Annotated in this window: 15 protein-coding genes and 1 tRNA gene; 11 read left to right on the top strand and 5 right to left on the bottom strand. The window is 55.4% G+C overall.

Going from position 1 to position 17,026, the window contains the following annotated elements:
- Window positions 1-51 precede the first annotated feature (51 nt).
- The 3 genes from FHW66_RS11625 to FHW66_RS11615 form a co-directional block, all read right to left on the bottom strand.
- Window positions 52-2,457: an EAL domain-containing protein gene (locus FHW66_RS11625; RefSeq protein ID WP_183379970.1), complete on the bottom strand. Its 2,406-nt coding sequence runs from the start codon at window positions 2,455-2,457 to the stop codon at window positions 52-54.
- A 76-nt stretch (window positions 2,458-2,533) separates the two neighbouring features.
- Window positions 2,534-3,178, bottom strand: a complete 645-nt coding sequence (locus FHW66_RS11620) for a methylamine utilization protein (RefSeq protein ID WP_370543450.1) — start codon at window positions 3,176-3,178, stop codon at window positions 2,534-2,536.
- A gap of 51 nt (window positions 3,179-3,229) precedes the next feature.
- Window positions 3,230-3,856 carry a TetR/AcrR family transcriptional regulator gene (locus FHW66_RS11615; protein ID WP_183379969.1) on the bottom strand — a complete coding sequence of 209 codons (627 nt, stop codon included), beginning with the start codon at window positions 3,854-3,856 and terminating at the stop codon, window positions 3,230-3,232.
- A gap of 270 nt (window positions 3,857-4,126) precedes the next feature.
- Here FHW66_RS11615 and FHW66_RS11610 point away from each other — a divergent pair, with 270 nt between their 5' ends.
- The 5 genes from FHW66_RS11610 (at window position 4,127) to FHW66_RS11590 (ending at window position 11,035) form a co-directional block, all read left to right on the top strand.
- Window positions 4,127-5,635, top strand: coding sequence for an efflux transporter outer membrane subunit (locus FHW66_RS11610; RefSeq protein ID WP_183379968.1), 1,509 nt, complete (start codon window positions 4,127-4,129; stop codon window positions 5,633-5,635).
- A gap of 93 nt (window positions 5,636-5,728) precedes the next feature.
- Window positions 5,729-6,931 (top strand): HlyD family efflux transporter periplasmic adaptor subunit, encoded by a 1,203-nt coding sequence (locus FHW66_RS11605; protein ID WP_183379967.1) that lies wholly within the window; start codon window positions 5,729-5,731, stop codon window positions 6,929-6,931.
- A 24-nt stretch (window positions 6,932-6,955) separates the two neighbouring features.
- Window positions 6,956-8,521, top strand: coding sequence for a DHA2 family efflux MFS transporter permease subunit (locus tag FHW66_RS11600; RefSeq protein ID WP_183379966.1), 1,566 nt, complete (start codon window positions 6,956-6,958; stop codon window positions 8,519-8,521).
- Window positions 8,522-8,744: 223 nt separating this feature from the next.
- A complete protein-coding gene (locus tag FHW66_RS11595; protein WP_183379965.1) occupies window positions 8,745-10,334 on the top strand; it encodes an ABC transporter substrate-binding protein in 1,590 nt (529 codons plus the stop codon).
- A 116-nt stretch (window positions 10,335-10,450) separates the two neighbouring features.
- A complete protein-coding gene (locus tag FHW66_RS11590; RefSeq protein WP_183379964.1) occupies window positions 10,451-11,035 on the top strand; it encodes a hypothetical protein in 585 nt (194 codons plus the stop codon).
- A 2-nt stretch (window positions 11,036-11,037) separates the two neighbouring features.
- Here the strand turns inward: FHW66_RS11590 and FHW66_RS11585 are convergent, their stop codons facing one another.
- Window positions 11,038-12,279: an MFS transporter gene (locus FHW66_RS11585; RefSeq protein ID WP_183379963.1), complete on the bottom strand. Its 1,242-nt coding sequence runs from the start codon at window positions 12,277-12,279 to the stop codon at window positions 11,038-11,040.
- 191 nt (window positions 12,280-12,470) lie between these two features.
- On the opposite strand from FHW66_RS11585, the gene FHW66_RS11580 reads away from it, so the two are divergent.
- On the top strand, window positions 12,471-13,520 hold the full coding sequence (locus tag FHW66_RS11580; protein WP_183379962.1) for an NADP(H)-dependent aldo-keto reductase: 1,050 nt from the start codon (window positions 12,471-12,473) through the stop codon (window positions 13,518-13,520).
- A gap of 79 nt (window positions 13,521-13,599) precedes the next feature.
- On the opposite strand, the gene FHW66_RS11575 is transcribed toward FHW66_RS11580, so the two are convergent.
- Window positions 13,600-14,361 carry a sulfite exporter TauE/SafE family protein gene (locus FHW66_RS11575; protein WP_183379961.1) on the bottom strand — a complete coding sequence of 254 codons (762 nt, stop codon included), beginning with the start codon at window positions 14,359-14,361 and terminating at the stop codon, window positions 13,600-13,602.
- Window positions 14,362-14,395: 34 nt separating this feature from the next.
- On the opposite strand from FHW66_RS11575, the gene FHW66_RS11570 reads away from it, so the two are divergent.
- From FHW66_RS11570 to FHW66_RS11550, 5 genes are all read left to right on the top strand, one after another.
- On the top strand, window positions 14,396-14,548 hold the full coding sequence (locus FHW66_RS11570; RefSeq protein ID WP_183379960.1) for a hypothetical protein: 153 nt from the start codon (window positions 14,396-14,398) through the stop codon (window positions 14,546-14,548).
- 161 nt (window positions 14,549-14,709) lie between these two features.
- Window positions 14,710-14,799 (top strand) — tRNA-Ser (locus tag FHW66_RS11565).
- Window positions 14,800-14,994: 195 nt separating this feature from the next.
- Complete coding sequence (gene copC / locus FHW66_RS11560; protein ID WP_183379959.1) at window positions 14,995-15,360, top strand: copper homeostasis periplasmic binding protein CopC; 366 nt, start codon at window positions 14,995-14,997, stop codon at window positions 15,358-15,360.
- The gene (gene copD / locus FHW66_RS11555) at window positions 15,357-16,241 is read left to right on the top strand and encodes a copper homeostasis membrane protein CopD (RefSeq protein WP_183379958.1); all 885 of its coding nucleotides are present in this window, start codon (window positions 15,357-15,359) and stop codon (window positions 16,239-16,241) included. The genes copC and copD overlap by 4 nt, the downstream gene beginning before the upstream one ends.
- A 159-nt stretch (window positions 16,242-16,400) precedes the next feature.
- Window positions 16,401-16,955, top strand: a complete 555-nt coding sequence (locus tag FHW66_RS11550) for a GbsR/MarR family transcriptional regulator (RefSeq protein ID WP_183379957.1) — start codon at window positions 16,401-16,403, stop codon at window positions 16,953-16,955.
- Window positions 16,956-17,026: the final 71 nt, after the last annotated feature.

The raw sequence follows: 17,026 nt of genomic DNA, 5'->3' as shown, positions 1-17,026 counted from the left end.
CTCGCGAATCGCAACCTGACCTAAGATCTCGACTGTCATCCGGACCAGTGATCACGTCGCCGGAACACGAGGCACTTCAAACTCAGACTGCTCGAGTCCGGCCGGCGGCGTCCATTGTTCGAGCCAGGCAATGAATTTGTCGCCCGGCATGGGCTTGCTCATATAGTAACCTTGCCCCTGATCGCATCCCATCTGACGCAGCAGCTGCCAGGCCGGTAGCGTTTCCAGCCCTTCGGCAACGACTCTGAGACCAAGATTGTGACCCAGATCAATCGTCGATTTGACGATCTTGGCATCGTCGACGTCATGCTCCATGTTGAGCACAAAGGATTTGTCGATCTTGAGCTCATCAACAGGCAGGCGCTTGAGGTAAGCCAGCGAGGAATAACCGGTGCCAAAATCGTCAATGGCCAGCTCCAGTCCCATGTGATGCAGACGCTCCAGTGTCAGCTGGGCGCGTACCGGGTCATCCATGATGGCGCTTTCCGTGATTTCCAGACATAGCGCAGACGGCGAGAGCTGGTTGCGCGCCAGTATGTCAGCAACGCGTGCCGGCAAATCCTGATCCAGCAAGTCGCGGGTCGATAAATTGACCGAAAACTTGAGCGAGTATCCCTTCTTCTGCAATTCGGCACACAGAATTCCGGCCTGCCCCAGCATCCAGGTCGTCAGCAAGCGGATAAAGCCCGTAGTTTCCGCAAATGGAATGAAGTGATCTGGACCGATAAAACCTTTTTCAGGATGAATCCAGCGCACCAGCGCTTCCGCACCGACCACTCTGCCTGATGCCAGATCGACTTTGGGCTGTGCATACAGCAGGAATTCGTTACGATCCAGTGCACGGCGCAACTCAGTGAGCAGACTGAGACTTTCCTGACTACTTTTGTCAATGGCAGGATCGTAGACCACGATGCTGCTGCCGCGCCGCTTGGCGACATACATCGCCACTTCGGCCGTACTCAGCAGTGTATCGCTCGATTGCCCGCTTTCCGGATAGGAGGAAATACCGATACCAGCGCCAAGATCGACCGTCTGATCGTCGATGGAAATGGGTTGCTCCAGTGATTGATGAATCCGCTTGGCCTGCCGCATGGCCTCTGCCATATCGGTGTCGGGCAGCAATATGGCGAACTCGTCGCCACCCAGGCGCGCCACCTTGGCACCCGGGCGCTCCAGTTGCTGCTCAAGACGTCGCCCGACCTGACGCAGCAGATTGTCGCCAAAACTGTGCCCGAGCACATCGTTGACATGCTGGAAGCGATCCAGATCCATCATCAGAATATGGCATTGCCCACCGCTCGAACGCGCCTGCCCGATAGCCTCCTTGAGCATGGCCGCAAACTGCACGCGATTGGGCAAGTCAGTCAGCGAATCCCAGTAAGCCAGACGCCGGATCTCCAGTTCACGATTGGCAATACCGGTACGCATGCTTTCGAAAGCTTCTGCAAGGCGACTGATTTCATCATCACCCTTGACCTTGACCTCAATCACCGTCCGATAATCACCAGCACCGAGCCGCTTGGCGGTCTCGGCCAAAGCACGCAGCGGACTGGTAATGCGACGCGCCATGAAAGCACTGGCGAAAATGGCAACGATCACGCCCACCACACTGATGGACAGCAGGATCAGTTGCAGGCGGCGATAAGGAGCAACCGCATCACTGATGGACAGCTGCAGCACAGCGATTGCTGTCTGACGACTGGCGCCTTGGGTCAATATCAGCATGCGCGCGCTGTACTCGTTATCACCGAGCGAGAGTTGCGGCATTTGTGTGCTGTGAGATAAGGTCGCTGGCAATTTGCCCGGCAACATCGCTGCTTCCGGCAAGGGCAAGGTCGATGCATCCTGCTGCCAACTGCCATCCGGGGCACTGACCAGCACACTGACCTGGAGCGATGATAAGGCACGCATGTCGGTGACCAGCTTCTGGTCGACCGGGAACCCCATGACTACCCAGCCAATCGTCACCGGCGCTTTGACTGGCACTGCCACAATTTGATACAGATGCCCATCAACGATGACCGTATTCGATGCACTGCTGCTGTCGCCAGCCTTGACGACCAGCTCCAGACTACTACGTTGCAGATCGCTGCTGGGATTGGCCTCGGTTGAGGCCTTCACTGATTGATCAGTACCGATCAGCATCGCCAAGGTGGAACCAATACGGGCACCGTGATTGGCGAGCACTGAGCCAATCGTTTCGCGGTCATCAGTGCCGATCGCCTGCCGAAAACCATAATCGGAGGCCAGTAGCCGGGCGGCCTGGGTCAGCTTCTCGGCATTTTGCTCGAGCACACGAGAAAATACCCGCTCGCCAATGACCAGCTCGTCAGAGATCGATGCCCGGGCATTTTCATCAATGGCCTTACGAATGACAAAAAATCCCGCTAGCTGAACTAGCAGGATCAAGATAATGAACAACGCAACGATGCGATTTTCCAGGCGATGCCAGCGCACTTCTTCCCCGTTATTGAATGGACATTTGCCTACAGTGACAGATAAAAATGACTCTACATGATACTAAATGACTCTATTACTCAACCGGAACCGCCTTCACATGCAATTTTGTCGCCAGCGACAAATCAGTACCTTGCAAGGAAAATGCCTGCTCCAGCGGTGCCTCATTGGCTGCCATGCGGAAATACCAGACCTTGAGGACGTATTTGCCATTGACCAAGCCATCCAGTTTAACGCTTCCACTCATATCGGTCTTGCCGAAGTACGGCGTGTCGACGACCTGGATATAGGCCACCATCTCGTCATGAATATTGCATCCCAATACCACGATCCCTGGCTTGTCAAACACGATCGGATTGCTGGGCACTCCGGCATAAAGCTTGAGCTCGAAGGTCTTAGGCGGTGAAAAGGAATATACCTGATGACGTACCTTATCGTGGTTGGGGAACGCAATCGCCGTACCTGTCTGAACTACCGTAACAAGAGGGTAAAAATGAATATTCTTTTGCTCGACTTCAGTCGGCTTCTGATTGCGCGGAACACTTTGACCGCCGACCGGCACTGCATAGACCACCGCGTTGGGCGCCGGCGCACCGGCGGCATCGAGCACTTGCACCGTTACCGAAGCAGCAGCGGCCTCACTACAAAAGGCCGTGCTTAGCAAACAAAGCGAGATCGCCTGCAACCACTGCAGCGCACGTCGTCGAATAGAAAAAATCAATGGAAAGATCATGGCAGCAAGGGAATGGACATGGCCAACTGGCCGTGCTCATTATGCAATTAAATTCGATCTTTGCGCAGTCAAATAGCCAATTACGGCTGGAACAATTTCTGATCTCACGCTTGCAGCGTTCAATCCAGGGGGCGCTACCAGCACCACTGCATTGATCAATGCCTTGAGCATACGCTGCACGACAAAGGCGGCCACATCGATATCCGGCGTCGTCAGACTGGCCTCATGCTTGCTCAGCACGGCCCGGATCGCCTCGAAGAAGCGCTGTCGTACTGGCATGGATATGGGTAAGTGAAAGCCAGGAAACTCTTCCTCGAGAATGCGATTCAACTCTGGCTCAACCAGATGAGCAGCCACCAACGCCTCAATCAAGGCTTCAAAGTCGCTGCGCAAACAACCGGAGGCATCCATTTTTGCCACAACATCTTCAAATAGTCCGAGCATGCGCCCGACATGACGCTCCCTTAGGGCAATAATCAAGGCATCCTTGTTCGGAAAATACTGATACAAAGAACCGACGCTGATTCCAGCGGCTTCAGCTACCAGGTTGGTATTCGTTTTGGCATAACCACGCTCGACCAGGACACGCGCCACCGCATCGAGAATGGTGTCCACCATGGCTTTGGAACGCGCCTGACGGGGCGCTTTACGAGGCTGCAATTTCATATTGAGGTCCGGGATAAGTCGTGTTTTTTGCAACGTGAGCTAATGTTCGTATATGCGAGTATAATCCAAAAAAATGAGTTTTTACTCGCCAGTACAGTACCGCACCACCAAGCACCTGCGCCCGGATTAGCCCGGGCGCGTTGCGTTGGTGCCGCGTCCTTGATGCCGATACAATTTTGTTTTGAATCGAACGTCATCGACTTTCTGCGTACTGGTAGACGCTCATGACAGTTCGTTTCAGCAAGAAGATCCTACCGAGGAGAAAAAAAGATGAAATCCCCCTCATCGCCAATGTTGCAGGTCATGCGACTGCGAGCGGTTGCCTGTTGCGCAATGATGATTGGCGTGCTCGGGCTCTCCGGCTGTGCCAGCTTTGATGGCATTCAAAGTGCACAGCATCTGAATCAACCAGATGACTACGCCACCCAACGCAGCCTTGCCCAAGGGACCGGCAGTGGCCAATGGCCGGACAGTAACTGGGTCGAGCAATTTGGCGATCCACAACTCAGCGCCTTGATCGCCGAGGCGTTGGCGAACAACCCGACGCTGGCGCAAGCCAAGGCTCGTCTGGATCAAGCCAGTGCGCTGGCCGAAAGCAAAGGCGCGCCGCTGTTACCAACAGTCAATGCCGAAGCCGGACTGACACGTAATCTGTTCCCTGCGACCACGATCTACCCTGCTCCCTACGGCGGCAGCTGGTACAACGAAAAGAGTGCCTTCCTGCAACTCAATTACGAACTTGACCTGTGGGGCAAGAACCACGCCGCGCTGGAGCAAGCCGTTTCGCAAGCCAAGGCTGCCGCTGCCAACGCGCAGGAAACAAGACTGGTACTGACCACCTCGATCGCCTCTGCTTACAACCAGCTGGCTACCCAGTATGCGTTGCATTCAGTACTGGAACGGACCCTGGCGCAACGCGAGTCGTTGCAAAAATTGACGGCTCAACGGGTGCACAGTGGTCTTGACACGCAAATCGAGCGCAGCCAGTCGCAAGGCAGCGTTGCTGATGCCCGCGCCCAACTGTTGCAAAGCGAAGGTCAGATCATCGTGACCCGCCAGCAGATCGGCACCTTACTCGGAAAGGGTCCAGATCGCGGATTGCAGATCGACGCCCCCCACCTGAACCTGCTCGCGACACCGAGTTTGCCTGCACAGCTGCCGCTGAACCTGCTGGGCCGTCGTCCTGATATCGTTGCCGCGCGCTGGCAAGTGGAAGCCGCCAACAAGGATATCGATGCTTCCAAGGCGCGCTTCTACCCAGACATTAATCTGTCGGCATCCGCCGGTTTCGACTCGCTGCTCAACGCCAACCCGTTCACGGCCGCCAGTAAGAGCATCAGCTTTGGCCCGGCCATCAGCCTGCCAATCTTTGAAGGTGGCGCGCTACGCGCCAATCTCAAAGGTGCTTATGCGTCCTACGATCTGGCAGTCGCGACCTACAATCAGACGCTCAATCAGGCGTTTGGCGATGTCGCCCAACAGCTCACCGGGATTCGCTCGATTGAGCAGCAGTTGCCGATCCGTCGTGATGCACTGGCCTCAACACAACGCGCCTACGATCTGGCCAAAGAGCGTTACCGTATCGGACTGACCACCCAACTGACCGTGCTCAATGCCGAGACCGCACTCCTGAACGAGCAGCAACAGCTGATCAACCTGGAAGCCAGCCGTCGCAACCAGCAAATCGGCTTGTTCAAAGCGCTCGGCGGTGGTTTTGATGCCGAGCAGCTAGGCCTGGCAGTTGCAGACCAAAAAACACAGGCCGCACAACCGCATTAACGCGGACGTTAACTTGAAACTGTTGTGAACCGTAGGGCGTGACCAGCTAGGTTGGCGCCCCAAGACAAAACAAAGCAATCTACGGAGTAATTCATGAGTGAAGCCCTTCCACAAAATGGCAACGGCAATGGCAACGGCGAACGTAATCGCAAGCTGCTGCTACTGACCCTGGCACTGTTCATCGTTGCCGTCGCGTGTATCCTGTACTGGTTCCTGTACGCCCGTTTTTATGAAGAAACCGATGACGCCTACGTCGCCGGCAATGTGATCCAGATCTCGTCTCAGGTCGGCGGTACCGTCAATGGCATCAAGGCCGACGATACCCAGATCGTCAAGGCAGGCCAGCCGCTGGTCACGCTCGATGCAGCCGATACCAAGATCGCTCTGGCCCAGGCTGAGGCAGCACTGGCACAAGCGGTTCGTCAGACCCATCAACTGTTCTTGAACAACGATACGCTGGACGCCAACGTCGCCGCGGCCGACATCAACCTGGCGCGTGCCCGTGACGATCTGCAACGCCGTCAGGCTGGCATCTCCTCCGGCGCAGTGTCGCAGGAAGACCTGGCGCATGCTCAGGACGCCGTCAAGAATGCCAGCAACAGTCTGGATCAGGCGCGTGCAGCATTGGCCGCCAATCATGCGCTGACCGATCACACCAGTGTGACCGAGCATCCGAATGTTCTGGCCGCAGCAACCCAGGTCCGTAACGCCTACCTTAACTACGCCCGTGTGAATATCGTGGCGCCGGTCTCCGGCTATGTATCCAAGCGCTCGGTACAGTTAGGCCAGCGTATCGCTGCAGGTAGTCCGCTGATGGCAATTGTCCCTCTGGAGCAGATCTGGATTGACGCCAACTTCAAAGAAGGCCAGCTCAAGCACATCCGTATCGGCCAACCGGTTGAAGTGATCGCCGACGTGTACGGCTCTGACGTTAAGTACAAAGGTACCGTAATCGGTTTCTCGGCCGGCACCGGTGGTGCGTTCTCGCTGCTGCCAGCCCAGAATGCTACCGGCAACTGGATCAAGGTAGTGCAGCGTGTACCAGTACGCGTGGCACTGGATCCTGAAGAAGTCAAGGCACATCCGCTGCGTATTGGCATGTCGACCACAGCCAACGTCAATATCCGTGGCGATGGGGCAGCACTTGACAGTGTGGCGACCAATTACCAGACCGATGTCTACAGCGACCTTGGCAAGCAGGCTGACGACATTGTTGCGCGTATCATCAGCGACAATGCCAGCGGCGCGCCACTGCCCGTCAAGAAGAATAAAGCCATCGTTATTCCCCATACCTGATACCTGAACGGACCTTCTTCATCCATGGCGAGCAGTCCTCAAACCTATACTCCACCGCCGCCGCTGAAAGGCGCGCAGCTGGTGCTGGGCACCTTGTCAGTATCGCTGGCGGTGTTCATGAACGTCCTCGATTCATCGATTGCCAACGTGGCGATTCCGACCATCTCTGGCAATCTGGGCGTGTCGATCGATGAAGGCACCTGGGTCATCACCTCCTTTGCCGCCGCCAACGCGATTTCGATCCCGTTGACCGGCTGGCTGACCCAACGCTTCGGCCAGGTACGCCTGTTCATCACCTCGGTGCTTCTGTTCGTAATCGCTTCGTGGTTGTGCGGTCTGGCACCGACACTGCCGATCCTGCTGGCGGCGCGGGTCATGCAAGGCCTGGTAGCAGGCCCGATGGTGCCGTTATCACAGTCGCTGCTGCTGGGGGCCTATCCCAAATCCAAAGCATCCTTTGCACTAGCGCTCTGGGGCATGACCGCTGTGGTAGCGCCGGTGGCCGGCCCGGCACTGGGTGGCTGGATTACCGATGCGTATACCTGGCCCTGGATTTTTTACATCAATGTGCCGGTTGGCTTGATCGCGGCGGGTCTCACACTGTCGATTTATCGTACCCGTGAATCCCCCACCCACAAGCTGCCCATCGACACCATTGGTCTGGCCTTGCTGGTGACCTGGGTCGCCGCGTTCCAGATCATGCTCGACAAGGGTAAGGATCTGGACTGGTTTGCCTCGCCCCTGATTCTGACGTTAGGTCTGGTGGCGTTGGTGGCATTTGCCTACTTCATCATCTGGGAGCTCACTACCGATCATCCGGTGATTGATTTGCGGCTGTTCGGCAGACGTAATTTTGCCGGCGGCACCATCGCTATCTCGATTGGTTATGGCGTGTTCTTCGGCAATCTGGTCTTGCTGCCGCAGTGGCTGCAACAGTATCTCGGCTACCGCTCGATCGATTCAGGTCTGTCGACGGCACCAATCGGTATCTTCGCCGTGATTCTGATGCCCTTCATCGGCAAGTTCCTGCCGCGTGTAGATGCACGGCGGGTTGCCACGGCGTCCTTCATCCTGTTCGCGATCGTGTTTTTCCTGCGTTCCCGTTACACCCTGGAGGTTGATCAATGGACGGTCATCATGCCAACCCTGATGCAAGGTATTCCGATGGCGATGTTCTTCGTGCCGCTGACCGTGCTGCTGCTGTCGGGCTTGCCGCCGGAGCGCATTCCTGCTGCGGCCGGCTTGTCGAGCTTTGTACGGGTGTTCTGTGGTGCGATCGGTACCTCGGTGGCAACCACGGCGTGGAACAACCGCACCATCGTGCACCACGCCCAGTTGACTGAACACGCCACGCCCTACAGTCCCGCATTGCAGCAAATGTATTCAACCATGCAAGGCACGCTGGGCATGACACAACAACAGGCAACCGGACTGATTGAGCGCAACCTCAATGCGCAGGCTGCCATGATCGGCATCAATGATATTTTCTGGATCTCCGGGGTAATTTTCCTGGTCATTATTCCCCTGATCTGGATCATCAAGCCAGTCAGGGGTGGTGCCGGCGCTGCCGAAGCCGCAGCAGCCCACTGAGTCGTACCAATCAACATCGCTTCAAAGCGCTCATTCCGGTTCCGGAAGAGCGCTTTTTTCTTTTTGGCGCCTTTTTTCATTGCTTGCTGCACGCATCGCCGAATGCATGTACATTTCCAACTTCATGCGGTGAGCGCATAAGTAAATTCTTAATATGTTGCACATCAGCAAACGACTAGCCCTAAAATAAGCGGCTGAATTCAATTATTCCAAGGAGTGTCCAATGGCATTGTCGATCAAGAAAACCCTGCTCAGTCTGGCCTTTACCGGCCTTGCTGCCACCGCAATACTGCCAATGACGGCTGTTTCCGCAGTTGCCGCCGATCTCAAGATCGGTCTGTTCGCCGACATTTCCACTCTGGATCCGCACTTCAACAACATCGCACCGAATATTTCGTTGTCTTCGCATCTGTTTGACGCGCTGGTCAATGTGGATCCAACCGGCAAGCTGATTCCCGGTCTGGCCACTTCCTGGAAGGCAATTGATCCGACCACCTGGGAGTTCAAGCTGCGCCACGGCGTCAAGTTCAGCGATGGCAGTGATTTCACTGCAGAAGACGTAGTCTTCTCGCTGGACCGCCCGGCTACACTGACCAATAGCCCTGGCCCGTTCACCAGCTACACCAAGCAGATCATTGCCAAAGAAATCGTTGATCCCTACACCGTGCGCCTGAAGACCGCAACACCATATGGCCCACTGGCACTGGACGTGAGCACCATCTTCATCGTCTCCAAGAAAGCTGCACAAAACGCCACCACCGAAGACTTCAACAGCGGTAAGGCTGTGGTCGGTACCGGTCCCTTCAAGTTCTCCAGCTTCAAACGCGGCGAGAGCGTTGAGCTGGTCCGCAATGACAATTACTGGGGTCCCAAGGCGGAATGGGACAAGGTCACCTTCCGTATCCTGACCTCGGACGGCGCACGTGTTGCCGCTTTGTTGGCCGGCGAAGTCGATGCTATCGACAGCCTGCCACCAGCCGATGTCCCCAAGCTCAAGACCAATCCAAAGTTCAACGTGGTCCAACGTACCTCGTGGCGCACACTGTTCTGGACGCTTGACCAGTCACGCGACAAGACCCCGGACATCACCGACAAGTCTGGCAAACCGCTTGACAAGAACCCGCTCAAGGATATCCGCGTACGTCAGGCTATCTCCAAAGCGATCAACCGTCAGGCTTTGACTGAGCGCACACTGGAAGGCCTCGGTACACCGGCGTCGAACATTGTTGCGCCTGGTATTCTCGGTTACGCCGACAATCTGAAGGTAGAAAAGTATGATCCGGAAGGTGCCAAGAAGCTGCTGGCTGCTGCCGGTTATCCGAATGGCTTCACACTGACATTACATGGTCCTAACAACCGTTACATCAATGATGAACGCGTGGTACAGACCGTCGCGCAATTCCTGAGCCGCGTTGGCATCCAGACCAAGGTTGAAACGCTGCCGTTGTCGGTCTACTTCGGCAAGGCACGTGCAGGTGAATACAGCGTGGCGCTGCTCGGCTGGGGCACATTAGCAGGCGACTTCGGTCTGCGTACACTGGTTGGCACACCTGACGCCAGCACCGGCTGGGGCTCGTGGAACTGGGGCAAGTACAGCAACCCGGCAGTCGACAAGCTGGTACAGGCTTCGCTGGCTTCCGTGGACGAGAAACAACGTCAGGATAACGCACAGCAAGCGGCTACCGTGGCGCTGCAGGATTACGCTGTGATCCCGCTGTATCACCAATATGCAACATGGGCTGTGCGCAAGGGTCTGAAGTACACCCCGCGCATTGACGAATTCACTTTCGCACACCAGTTCCATCCGCAATAAATCATTCCTGCCACGGCAGGTTAAAAGGTCCGTTCGCAGTTGCGACGGGCCTTTTTTTATTTTAGCGCTCTGATAAAGTAAGCAACCAGACATCCCCTCAACCAAACGTAACCACTATGACGACACTCTTGCGCTTTACTGCAGCTTCACTGTTGTGCCTGTCAACGACACTGGCCGCAACGCTATCTGCATCAGCCCAATCTACCCTGCCTCCGGGAGACACGGTTGAATTACCACTGCTGTCCGGATGGTTTGAAGGCAAGCTGGTGCGCTACGTCACTACGGATGCCTCAGACAAACAGGCCGCCGCTGACATGGGTGCCAACTATGTGCCTCGACTGGCCAATGCCCTGAACCGGCAACCGCAACCAGGCCAGCCCGGCTCGGTTGAACGAATCTACAAGATACTTAATTTTGCACAGGGAAGCGTGCTGCCGTCGCTGCCGTCGCCTGTCGGCGAAGACAACGCCAACATCAACTACTCGCCGCTATGGCAGGTTTATGCAGTGAGCTGGAATGCAGGAAAACAACCGCACTTGCTCAAGTCAGAAGAAGAAGTATTGGCCGCCGAAGAAGCCGGTGACGTACAAATTGACAAGACCCGTATCGTCGTCAATTGCCCGGTGGTGTTTACGGCTGCCGATGGCACGCTGCCCAACGTCAAGTTACATCTGGCTAATCCGGGCGCGGCAGCGAAATAAAGTTATCCCCGCTTGAGCGGCGCGTCGAGCCGCTCAATCTGGTACAGCTGCGGAAACAAGCGCATCCACAAGCCGATCACCAGCAAGGTGCCAATACCGCCGATCAGCACCGCTGGCACCGTGCCAAAGAGTGCCGCCGTGATGCCGGATTCAAACTCACCCAACTGGTTAGAGGTGCCGATAAACACAGAATTGACGGCGCTGACCCGACCACGCATCGCGTCCGGAGTTTCCAGCTGCACAAAGCTGGAACGCACGACCACACTGATCATGTCCGACGCGCCCAAAATTGCCAGCGCCGGCAGCGACAAAAACATGGTGCGCGACAGTCCAAACACAATCGTCGCCGCCCCGAAGATGGCGACCGCAATGAACATCGTGCGCCCCACTCGCCCTTTCAACGGATGGTGCGCCAGAAACAACGCCACCGACAATGCCCCCACCGCCGGTGCCGACCGAAGAAAGCCAAGACCGATTGAATTCGTATGCAAAATATCGTGTGCATAGACCGGCAACAACGCCGTTGCGCCACCTAGCAGCACCGCAAACAGATCTAGTGAAATCGCACCGAACATCGCCGGCTTGCTCCAGATGTAAGCCAGCCCCGCAAACACCGAGCGCAAAGTCGCCGGCTCGGATTGGCGCACTGGCTGATCCTGCGCTGCAGGTATCCAGGCCAATACCAAACTACACAACAAAAACAAGGCACAGCTACTCAGATACACCGTGGCCGGGCCAGCGACATACAAGAAGCCACCCAGTGCAGGACCAACAATAATCGCGACCTGCGTCGCCGATGCCGAGCCCGCCACTGCGCGCGGCAAGATCGTCGGCGGCACCAGGGTTGGCAACAACGCACTGAGCGTCGGCTTGCTGAACGCACGGCCAGCACCAATCAAAAATACCACGACAAAAATCACCTCTTTGCTGAGCCAGCCGCCAAGGCTTCCCGCCGCCAGAATCCCTGCCGCCAGCGCCTCGACGGCGACACTGATACGTGCCACCCGCCGGCGATCATAACGATCAGCAACGTGGCCGACCACAAACACCAGAAACAAAGATGGAATAAATTGCACCAGCCCGACAATCCCCAGATCAAAAGCACTGTGGGTCAATTGATACACCTGCCAGCCAACAGCGACGATCTGCATCTGCAATGCAATCGTTGAAGCAACACTGGCCAGCCAGAACAGTCGGAACGAAGGATGTTTTAACAGCGTTTTCGGTGCAATTGTTGCGGTCATTGTCTACAAAAATGGAGAAACTGCTGTCGCAGAAGAAAAGCGAGAACGGGACTGAAGAACAGAACAGCAGATGCTGCAGTAGTGCTCAGCGAGAAATAGCGTGCAGCGTTATACTACTGCACCAGACAACATCGCTGCAAGCCGCATGTAGTCTAGCTTTCAGATTATTTGTAACAACAAAGGATCACGCCATGCAATACCGTCCATTAGGCCGCACCAACATCAACGTCAGCGTTATCACACTCGGTACCATGACCTGGGGTGAACAAAATACCGAGGCCGAAGCACACTCCCAACTGGACCTCGCCGTTGAGCGCGGCATCAACCTGATCGATGTCGCCGAAATGTATCCGGTGCCACCCAAGCCCGAGACGCAAGGTCTGAGCGAACGCTACCTTGGCACCTGGCTCAAGAAGTCCGGCAAGCGTGATCAGTTGCTGATCGCCACCAAAGCCACCGGCCCCGCACGCAAACCACACAACCCGCGTCATATCCGCGGCGGCATCAATCATTTTGATCGCAAAGGTCTCAGCGATGCGCTGCATGGCAGCCTCGACCGACTGCAACTGGATTACGTTGACCTGTACCAATTGCACTGGCCAGACCGCAGCGTGAACAGCTTCGGCCAGCTCAACTACAACCACATCGACAATGAAGAAACGGTCGCTATTGAAGAAACATTGCGCGTCCTCTCCGAGTTCGTCAAAGCCGGCAAGATCCGCCATATTGGCTTATCCAACGAAACCTCCTGGGGCGTTGCGCAATTTTTGCGTGCAGCAGAAAAATTCGACCTGGAACGCGTCGTCACCATTCAGAATCCCTACAATCTGCTGAACCGTCTGTTTGAAATCAATCTGGCCGAATTTGCCCATCGCGAACAGGTTGGTCTGCTGGCCTATTCACCGTTGGCGTTCGGCGTGCTGTCCGGTAAATATCTGAACGGCGCACGGCCAGTCGCTGGCCGTCTAACATTGTTTGATCGCTTCGTCCGCTACAGCAATCCGCAAGTCGAAGCAGCCACCGCAGCCTATGTTGCACTGGCGCGCAAGTATCAGATTGATCCGGCACAACTGGCACTGGCCTATGTCAACAGCCGCCCGTTCGTCACCTCCAACATCATCGGCGCTACCACACTGGAACAGTTGCGCAGCAACATCGACAGCGTGTCCGTCGAGATTACACCAGAGATCATCGACGGCATCGAAGCAATCCACAAGACGCAGCCCAACCCGGCGCCCTGATCCGCTGTCGATAATAAAAACGTCCAGTCTCACTCCTGAAACTGGACGTTCTTTATCGTCATAATAGCTTACTGAAACGTCACTGAAATATCATCGACCCTGCAATCGCCAGCAGCGCCAGACAAAACAGTAACCGCAAGCGCCGCTCCGGCAAATGATGTGCCAAGGCCACGCCCCAGGAAATACTGATCACACCACCGGCTGCCATCGGCACCCCAACCACCCAGTCGACATGGCCTGCACTAGCATAGGTCCACAATGCCACCAATGTTCCCGGTGTCACCATGGCCAACCCCAAACCTTGCGCTGCCGTCTGTGTGACACCAAACAGGCTCACCAATGCTGGCACCGCCACCACTGCACCGCCGACGCTAAAGAGCCCTGCGCACAGGCCAGCGCCAAGCCCGACTAACGCAATATATCTTTCCGATACCAGCGCAGCAGAACGCGTAACAGAGGTCTTGCCGAGCAGCGTCCATAGGTAATACAGCGCCAATATCAGCATGAACAGCGCGAACGAGAACCGCAATGACTGCGCCCCCATCGCCGTCGCAAAGCGCGCCGCCACATAGGTCGTCAATACGGCCGGGATTGCCATCTTGAGCGCAAGCGCAATGGCAATCTGGTTGCGCTGCTGATACCGCCAAAAACCGATCATCACATTCGGCACGATCATCACCAGCGCAGTGCCCTGCGCCATCTGCTGATCCATCCCATACAGCAGGCCCAAGACCGGAATCGCTATCAAACCACCACCAATACCGAACAAGCCCCCCAGCACGCCCAGCAAACCGCCCAACAGGAAGTTGACGACAAATTCGAATAAAAGAGAATGCATCATGGTGTAAATTAGCTCAGTATCAAGATCAGTATCGGTGTCTGACAATACACCTCAACAACAACAATCTGCCCGGCCGGACAGATCGAACAAGGAGAACATTGTGAGTAGTGGTGCCGTCGTATTTTTGCTGGAAGCCGCCGTGGTTGCCATGGTGGCACTTGCCATCTACCTGATCCGAAGAAAATAGTGCTGTAAAACACAGCCCTGGCATGCCCACATGCGGCAGCCGGCAGTGTAGCAGCGCACTGCGGCGCGCAACAAGTTGCGATGTCGCCTGCATGAGAAATCCACAATCGCACTAAAGTGTTGAGTCAAATGCACAGTCATGTATAATGCCGGGCTTACGCTGGAAGGTTGGCAGAGCGGTTGAATGCACCAGTCTTGAAAACTGGCGAGGGCGTAAGCCCTTCGTGAGTTCGAATCTCACACCTTCCGCCATATGAACAAAGAGCCTTGAAGTCATTGAGATTTCAGGGCTTTTTTGTTTTTGGCGTGTCAAATCAATTTCACATCCGACTTCGAATGAAATGAATCAGGATATTGATTTTGGGAGAGGGGCACCATGAAAAAAATCCCCCGTCAACTATAATGAATCGGTTATCTCTCCCATCCCACCCACGTCAGGAATTTCTCATGAAGCTATTGTTTCGCGCAGTTGCTCTTGCTGCATTAGTCAATTTTGCTTTCGCCAGCCATGCCTGGGCACATGCCCATTTGAAATCGGCATCGCCAGCTGATCAATCCATCGTTGCCGCGCCAACTGAACTCGATCTTGAGTTTACGGAGGGATTGAATGAGGCGTTCAGTGGTGCCAAGCTGATCGGGCCTGACAAACAGGAAATCACACTGACCGGGAGCATGCTCAAGGATGCCGGAAAAGTATGGATGGCAACAGTGCCAGTGAAGTTGGCGGCGGGTGTCTATACGGTGCAATGGCATGCTCTGGCCGTCGATGGACACAAGACCAATGGCAGCTACAGCTTTACCGTCAAGCCTTGAATTCAGTTGACCTGGCGTTGCTGGGTTGCCGCTTTGTCTTTGATACCGCAGCGCTGTTCCTTTGGGGTGCTTCGGCATTTCTGTGCTTCCTGGTCCCCCCTGATCTGAAACAACCGATCAGGCAACAACTCACTCCACTCTGGACGCTGGCATGGCTCGGCATTGGTTTGGGTGTCGCTGCCTATCTTCCTTTGCAGACAGCACGCATTGGCGACGGCTGGCACGATGCGCTCAACGTTAATGTGCTCTACAGCGTCGCCACCGGTACCAGTGTCGGTGCGGCCTGGTGTTCCCAGGTGCTGTGTCTGGTAATGCTGGGACTGTTACGCATTCGCGCTCACGCATGGCGCCTGCACATTGATGTACTCACGAGTGCCTTGTTACTGCTGAGTCTGACGATGACCGGTCATGCGGTCATGGACGATGGCTGGCTACGTATCGCGCATCAGTGCAATGACGCATTGCATTTGTTAAGCTGCGGCGGCTGGGCCGGTGCATTGGTCGTTGTGCTGGCATTACTGCCGCGTATCACCAAAGCAGATTCATCGGCATCAGCACAACTGGCACTGCGTCGCTTTTCCAATGCCGGACATATTGCTGTGTTACTGGTGCTGGTCAGCGGCAGTGTCAGTACCTTTCTCATCGTTGGTAGCTGGCCGTTCAATTGGGCACTTGCTTACCAGCGTCTGCTGTGCATCAAAATAACGCTGGTTTTGCTGATGACTACGCTTGCCATCGTCAACCGCTACCTGCTTGTGCCACGCATGCAAGGTTCTGCTTGTGCACCACGCCTGTTCGTGTGGGCAACATTTGCAGAGATTGGACTGGCCTTGATCGTCATGCTGCAGGTTGCCTGCTTCGGTATGCTTGAGCCCGTGTAGGGATGATAGAAAAACGCGCATCATGCTCTCTCTCATTTAGTCCTGTTCCGGCACAACCTTGTTACGCGCACAAAAATGACCAGCCTTGTCGCCATTGCCGCTTGCGCAGCTGAAGTGCTTATACTATTCAAAGAATCCTGAACTTACGAAAAATTGTTTATGTCAACGCTTATTGAGTCTTTCGTCGCACATTTTGGCGAAATGGGTAGTCGCTGGGGTATTAATCGCACTGTGGGGCAAATTTATGCACTGCTATTCATCTCCGAGCAACCCTTGGATGCAGAAACCATTAGTGAAACGCTCTCGATCTCAAGGTCCAATGTCAGCATGAGTCTGAAAGAGCTTGAGAGCTGGCAGATTGTCCGTCTGGTCAGAGTGCCGGGCGAGCGCCGCGAGTATTACACTTCACTAGGCAGTGTCTGGGATATTTTCCAAGCCATCGCGGCGGAGCGCCGACGGCGCGAAATTGAACCTACGCTGTCGATGTTACGTCACTCCCTGATCACGGCCCCCGCCAGCGACGCCGAGATGTACGCGCAGAAGCGCATTCGTGAGATGCATGAATTGGCTGAACTGGCCAACAACTGGTTTGACGAATTACAAAGGTTATCGCCAGAGTCATTGATGCAGTTGATGCGCCTCGGGCGAAAAGTCAACAAGCTTCTGCTCATCAAAGATCGGGCGTTAGCAACGCTCACCGGTAAAGACGAATAACGTGGTTTGCATTAAACACTATCGATGACATGATTGTATTGCCTGTCATCGATAGTGCATCATGCGCCTCG

The sequence above is a fragment of the Herbaspirillum sp. Sphag64 genome (assembly GCF_014192645.1).
Classification (GTDB): domain Bacteria; phylum Pseudomonadota; class Gammaproteobacteria; order Burkholderiales; family Burkholderiaceae_D; genus Herbaspirillum.
This window is presented reverse-complemented; position numbering and strand designations above follow the sequence as displayed.

What these genes read in the sequence shown, in the direction of transcription:
- FHW66_RS11580 (WP_183379962.1), top strand. Translation starts at nt 12,471, where the DNA reads ATGCAATACCGTCCATTAGGCCGCACCAACATCAACGTCAGCGTTATC.
- FHW66_RS11595 (WP_183379965.1), top strand. Translation starts at nt 8,745, where the DNA reads ATGGCATTGTCGATCAAGAAAACCCTGCTCAGTCTGGCCTTTACCGGC.
- FHW66_RS11550 (WP_183379957.1), top strand. Translation starts at nt 16,401, where the DNA reads ATGTCAACGCTTATTGAGTCTTTCGTCGCACATTTTGGCGAAATGGGT.
- FHW66_RS11590 (WP_183379964.1), top strand. Translation starts at nt 10,451, where the DNA reads ATGACGACACTCTTGCGCTTTACTGCAGCTTCACTGTTGTGCCTGTCA.
- FHW66_RS11575 (WP_183379961.1), bottom strand. Translation starts at nt 14,361, where the DNA reads ATGATGCATTCTCTTTTATTCGAATTTGTCGTCAACTTCCTGTTGGGC.
- FHW66_RS11610 (WP_183379968.1), top strand. Translation starts at nt 4,127, where the DNA reads ATGAAATCCCCCTCATCGCCAATGTTGCAGGTCATGCGACTGCGAGCG.
- FHW66_RS11585 (WP_183379963.1), bottom strand. Translation starts at nt 12,279, where the DNA reads ATGACCGCAACAATTGCACCGAAAACGCTGTTAAAACATCCTTCGTTC.
- FHW66_RS11600 (WP_183379966.1), top strand. Translation starts at nt 6,956, where the DNA reads ATGGCGAGCAGTCCTCAAACCTATACTCCACCGCCGCCGCTGAAAGGC.
- FHW66_RS11615 (WP_183379969.1), bottom strand. Translation starts at nt 3,856, where the DNA reads ATGAAATTGCAGCCTCGTAAAGCGCCCCGTCAGGCGCGTTCCAAAGCC.
- copC (WP_183379959.1), top strand. Translation starts at nt 14,995, where the DNA reads ATGAAGCTATTGTTTCGCGCAGTTGCTCTTGCTGCATTAGTCAATTTT.
- FHW66_RS11605 (WP_183379967.1), top strand. Translation starts at nt 5,729, where the DNA reads ATGAGTGAAGCCCTTCCACAAAATGGCAACGGCAATGGCAACGGCGAA.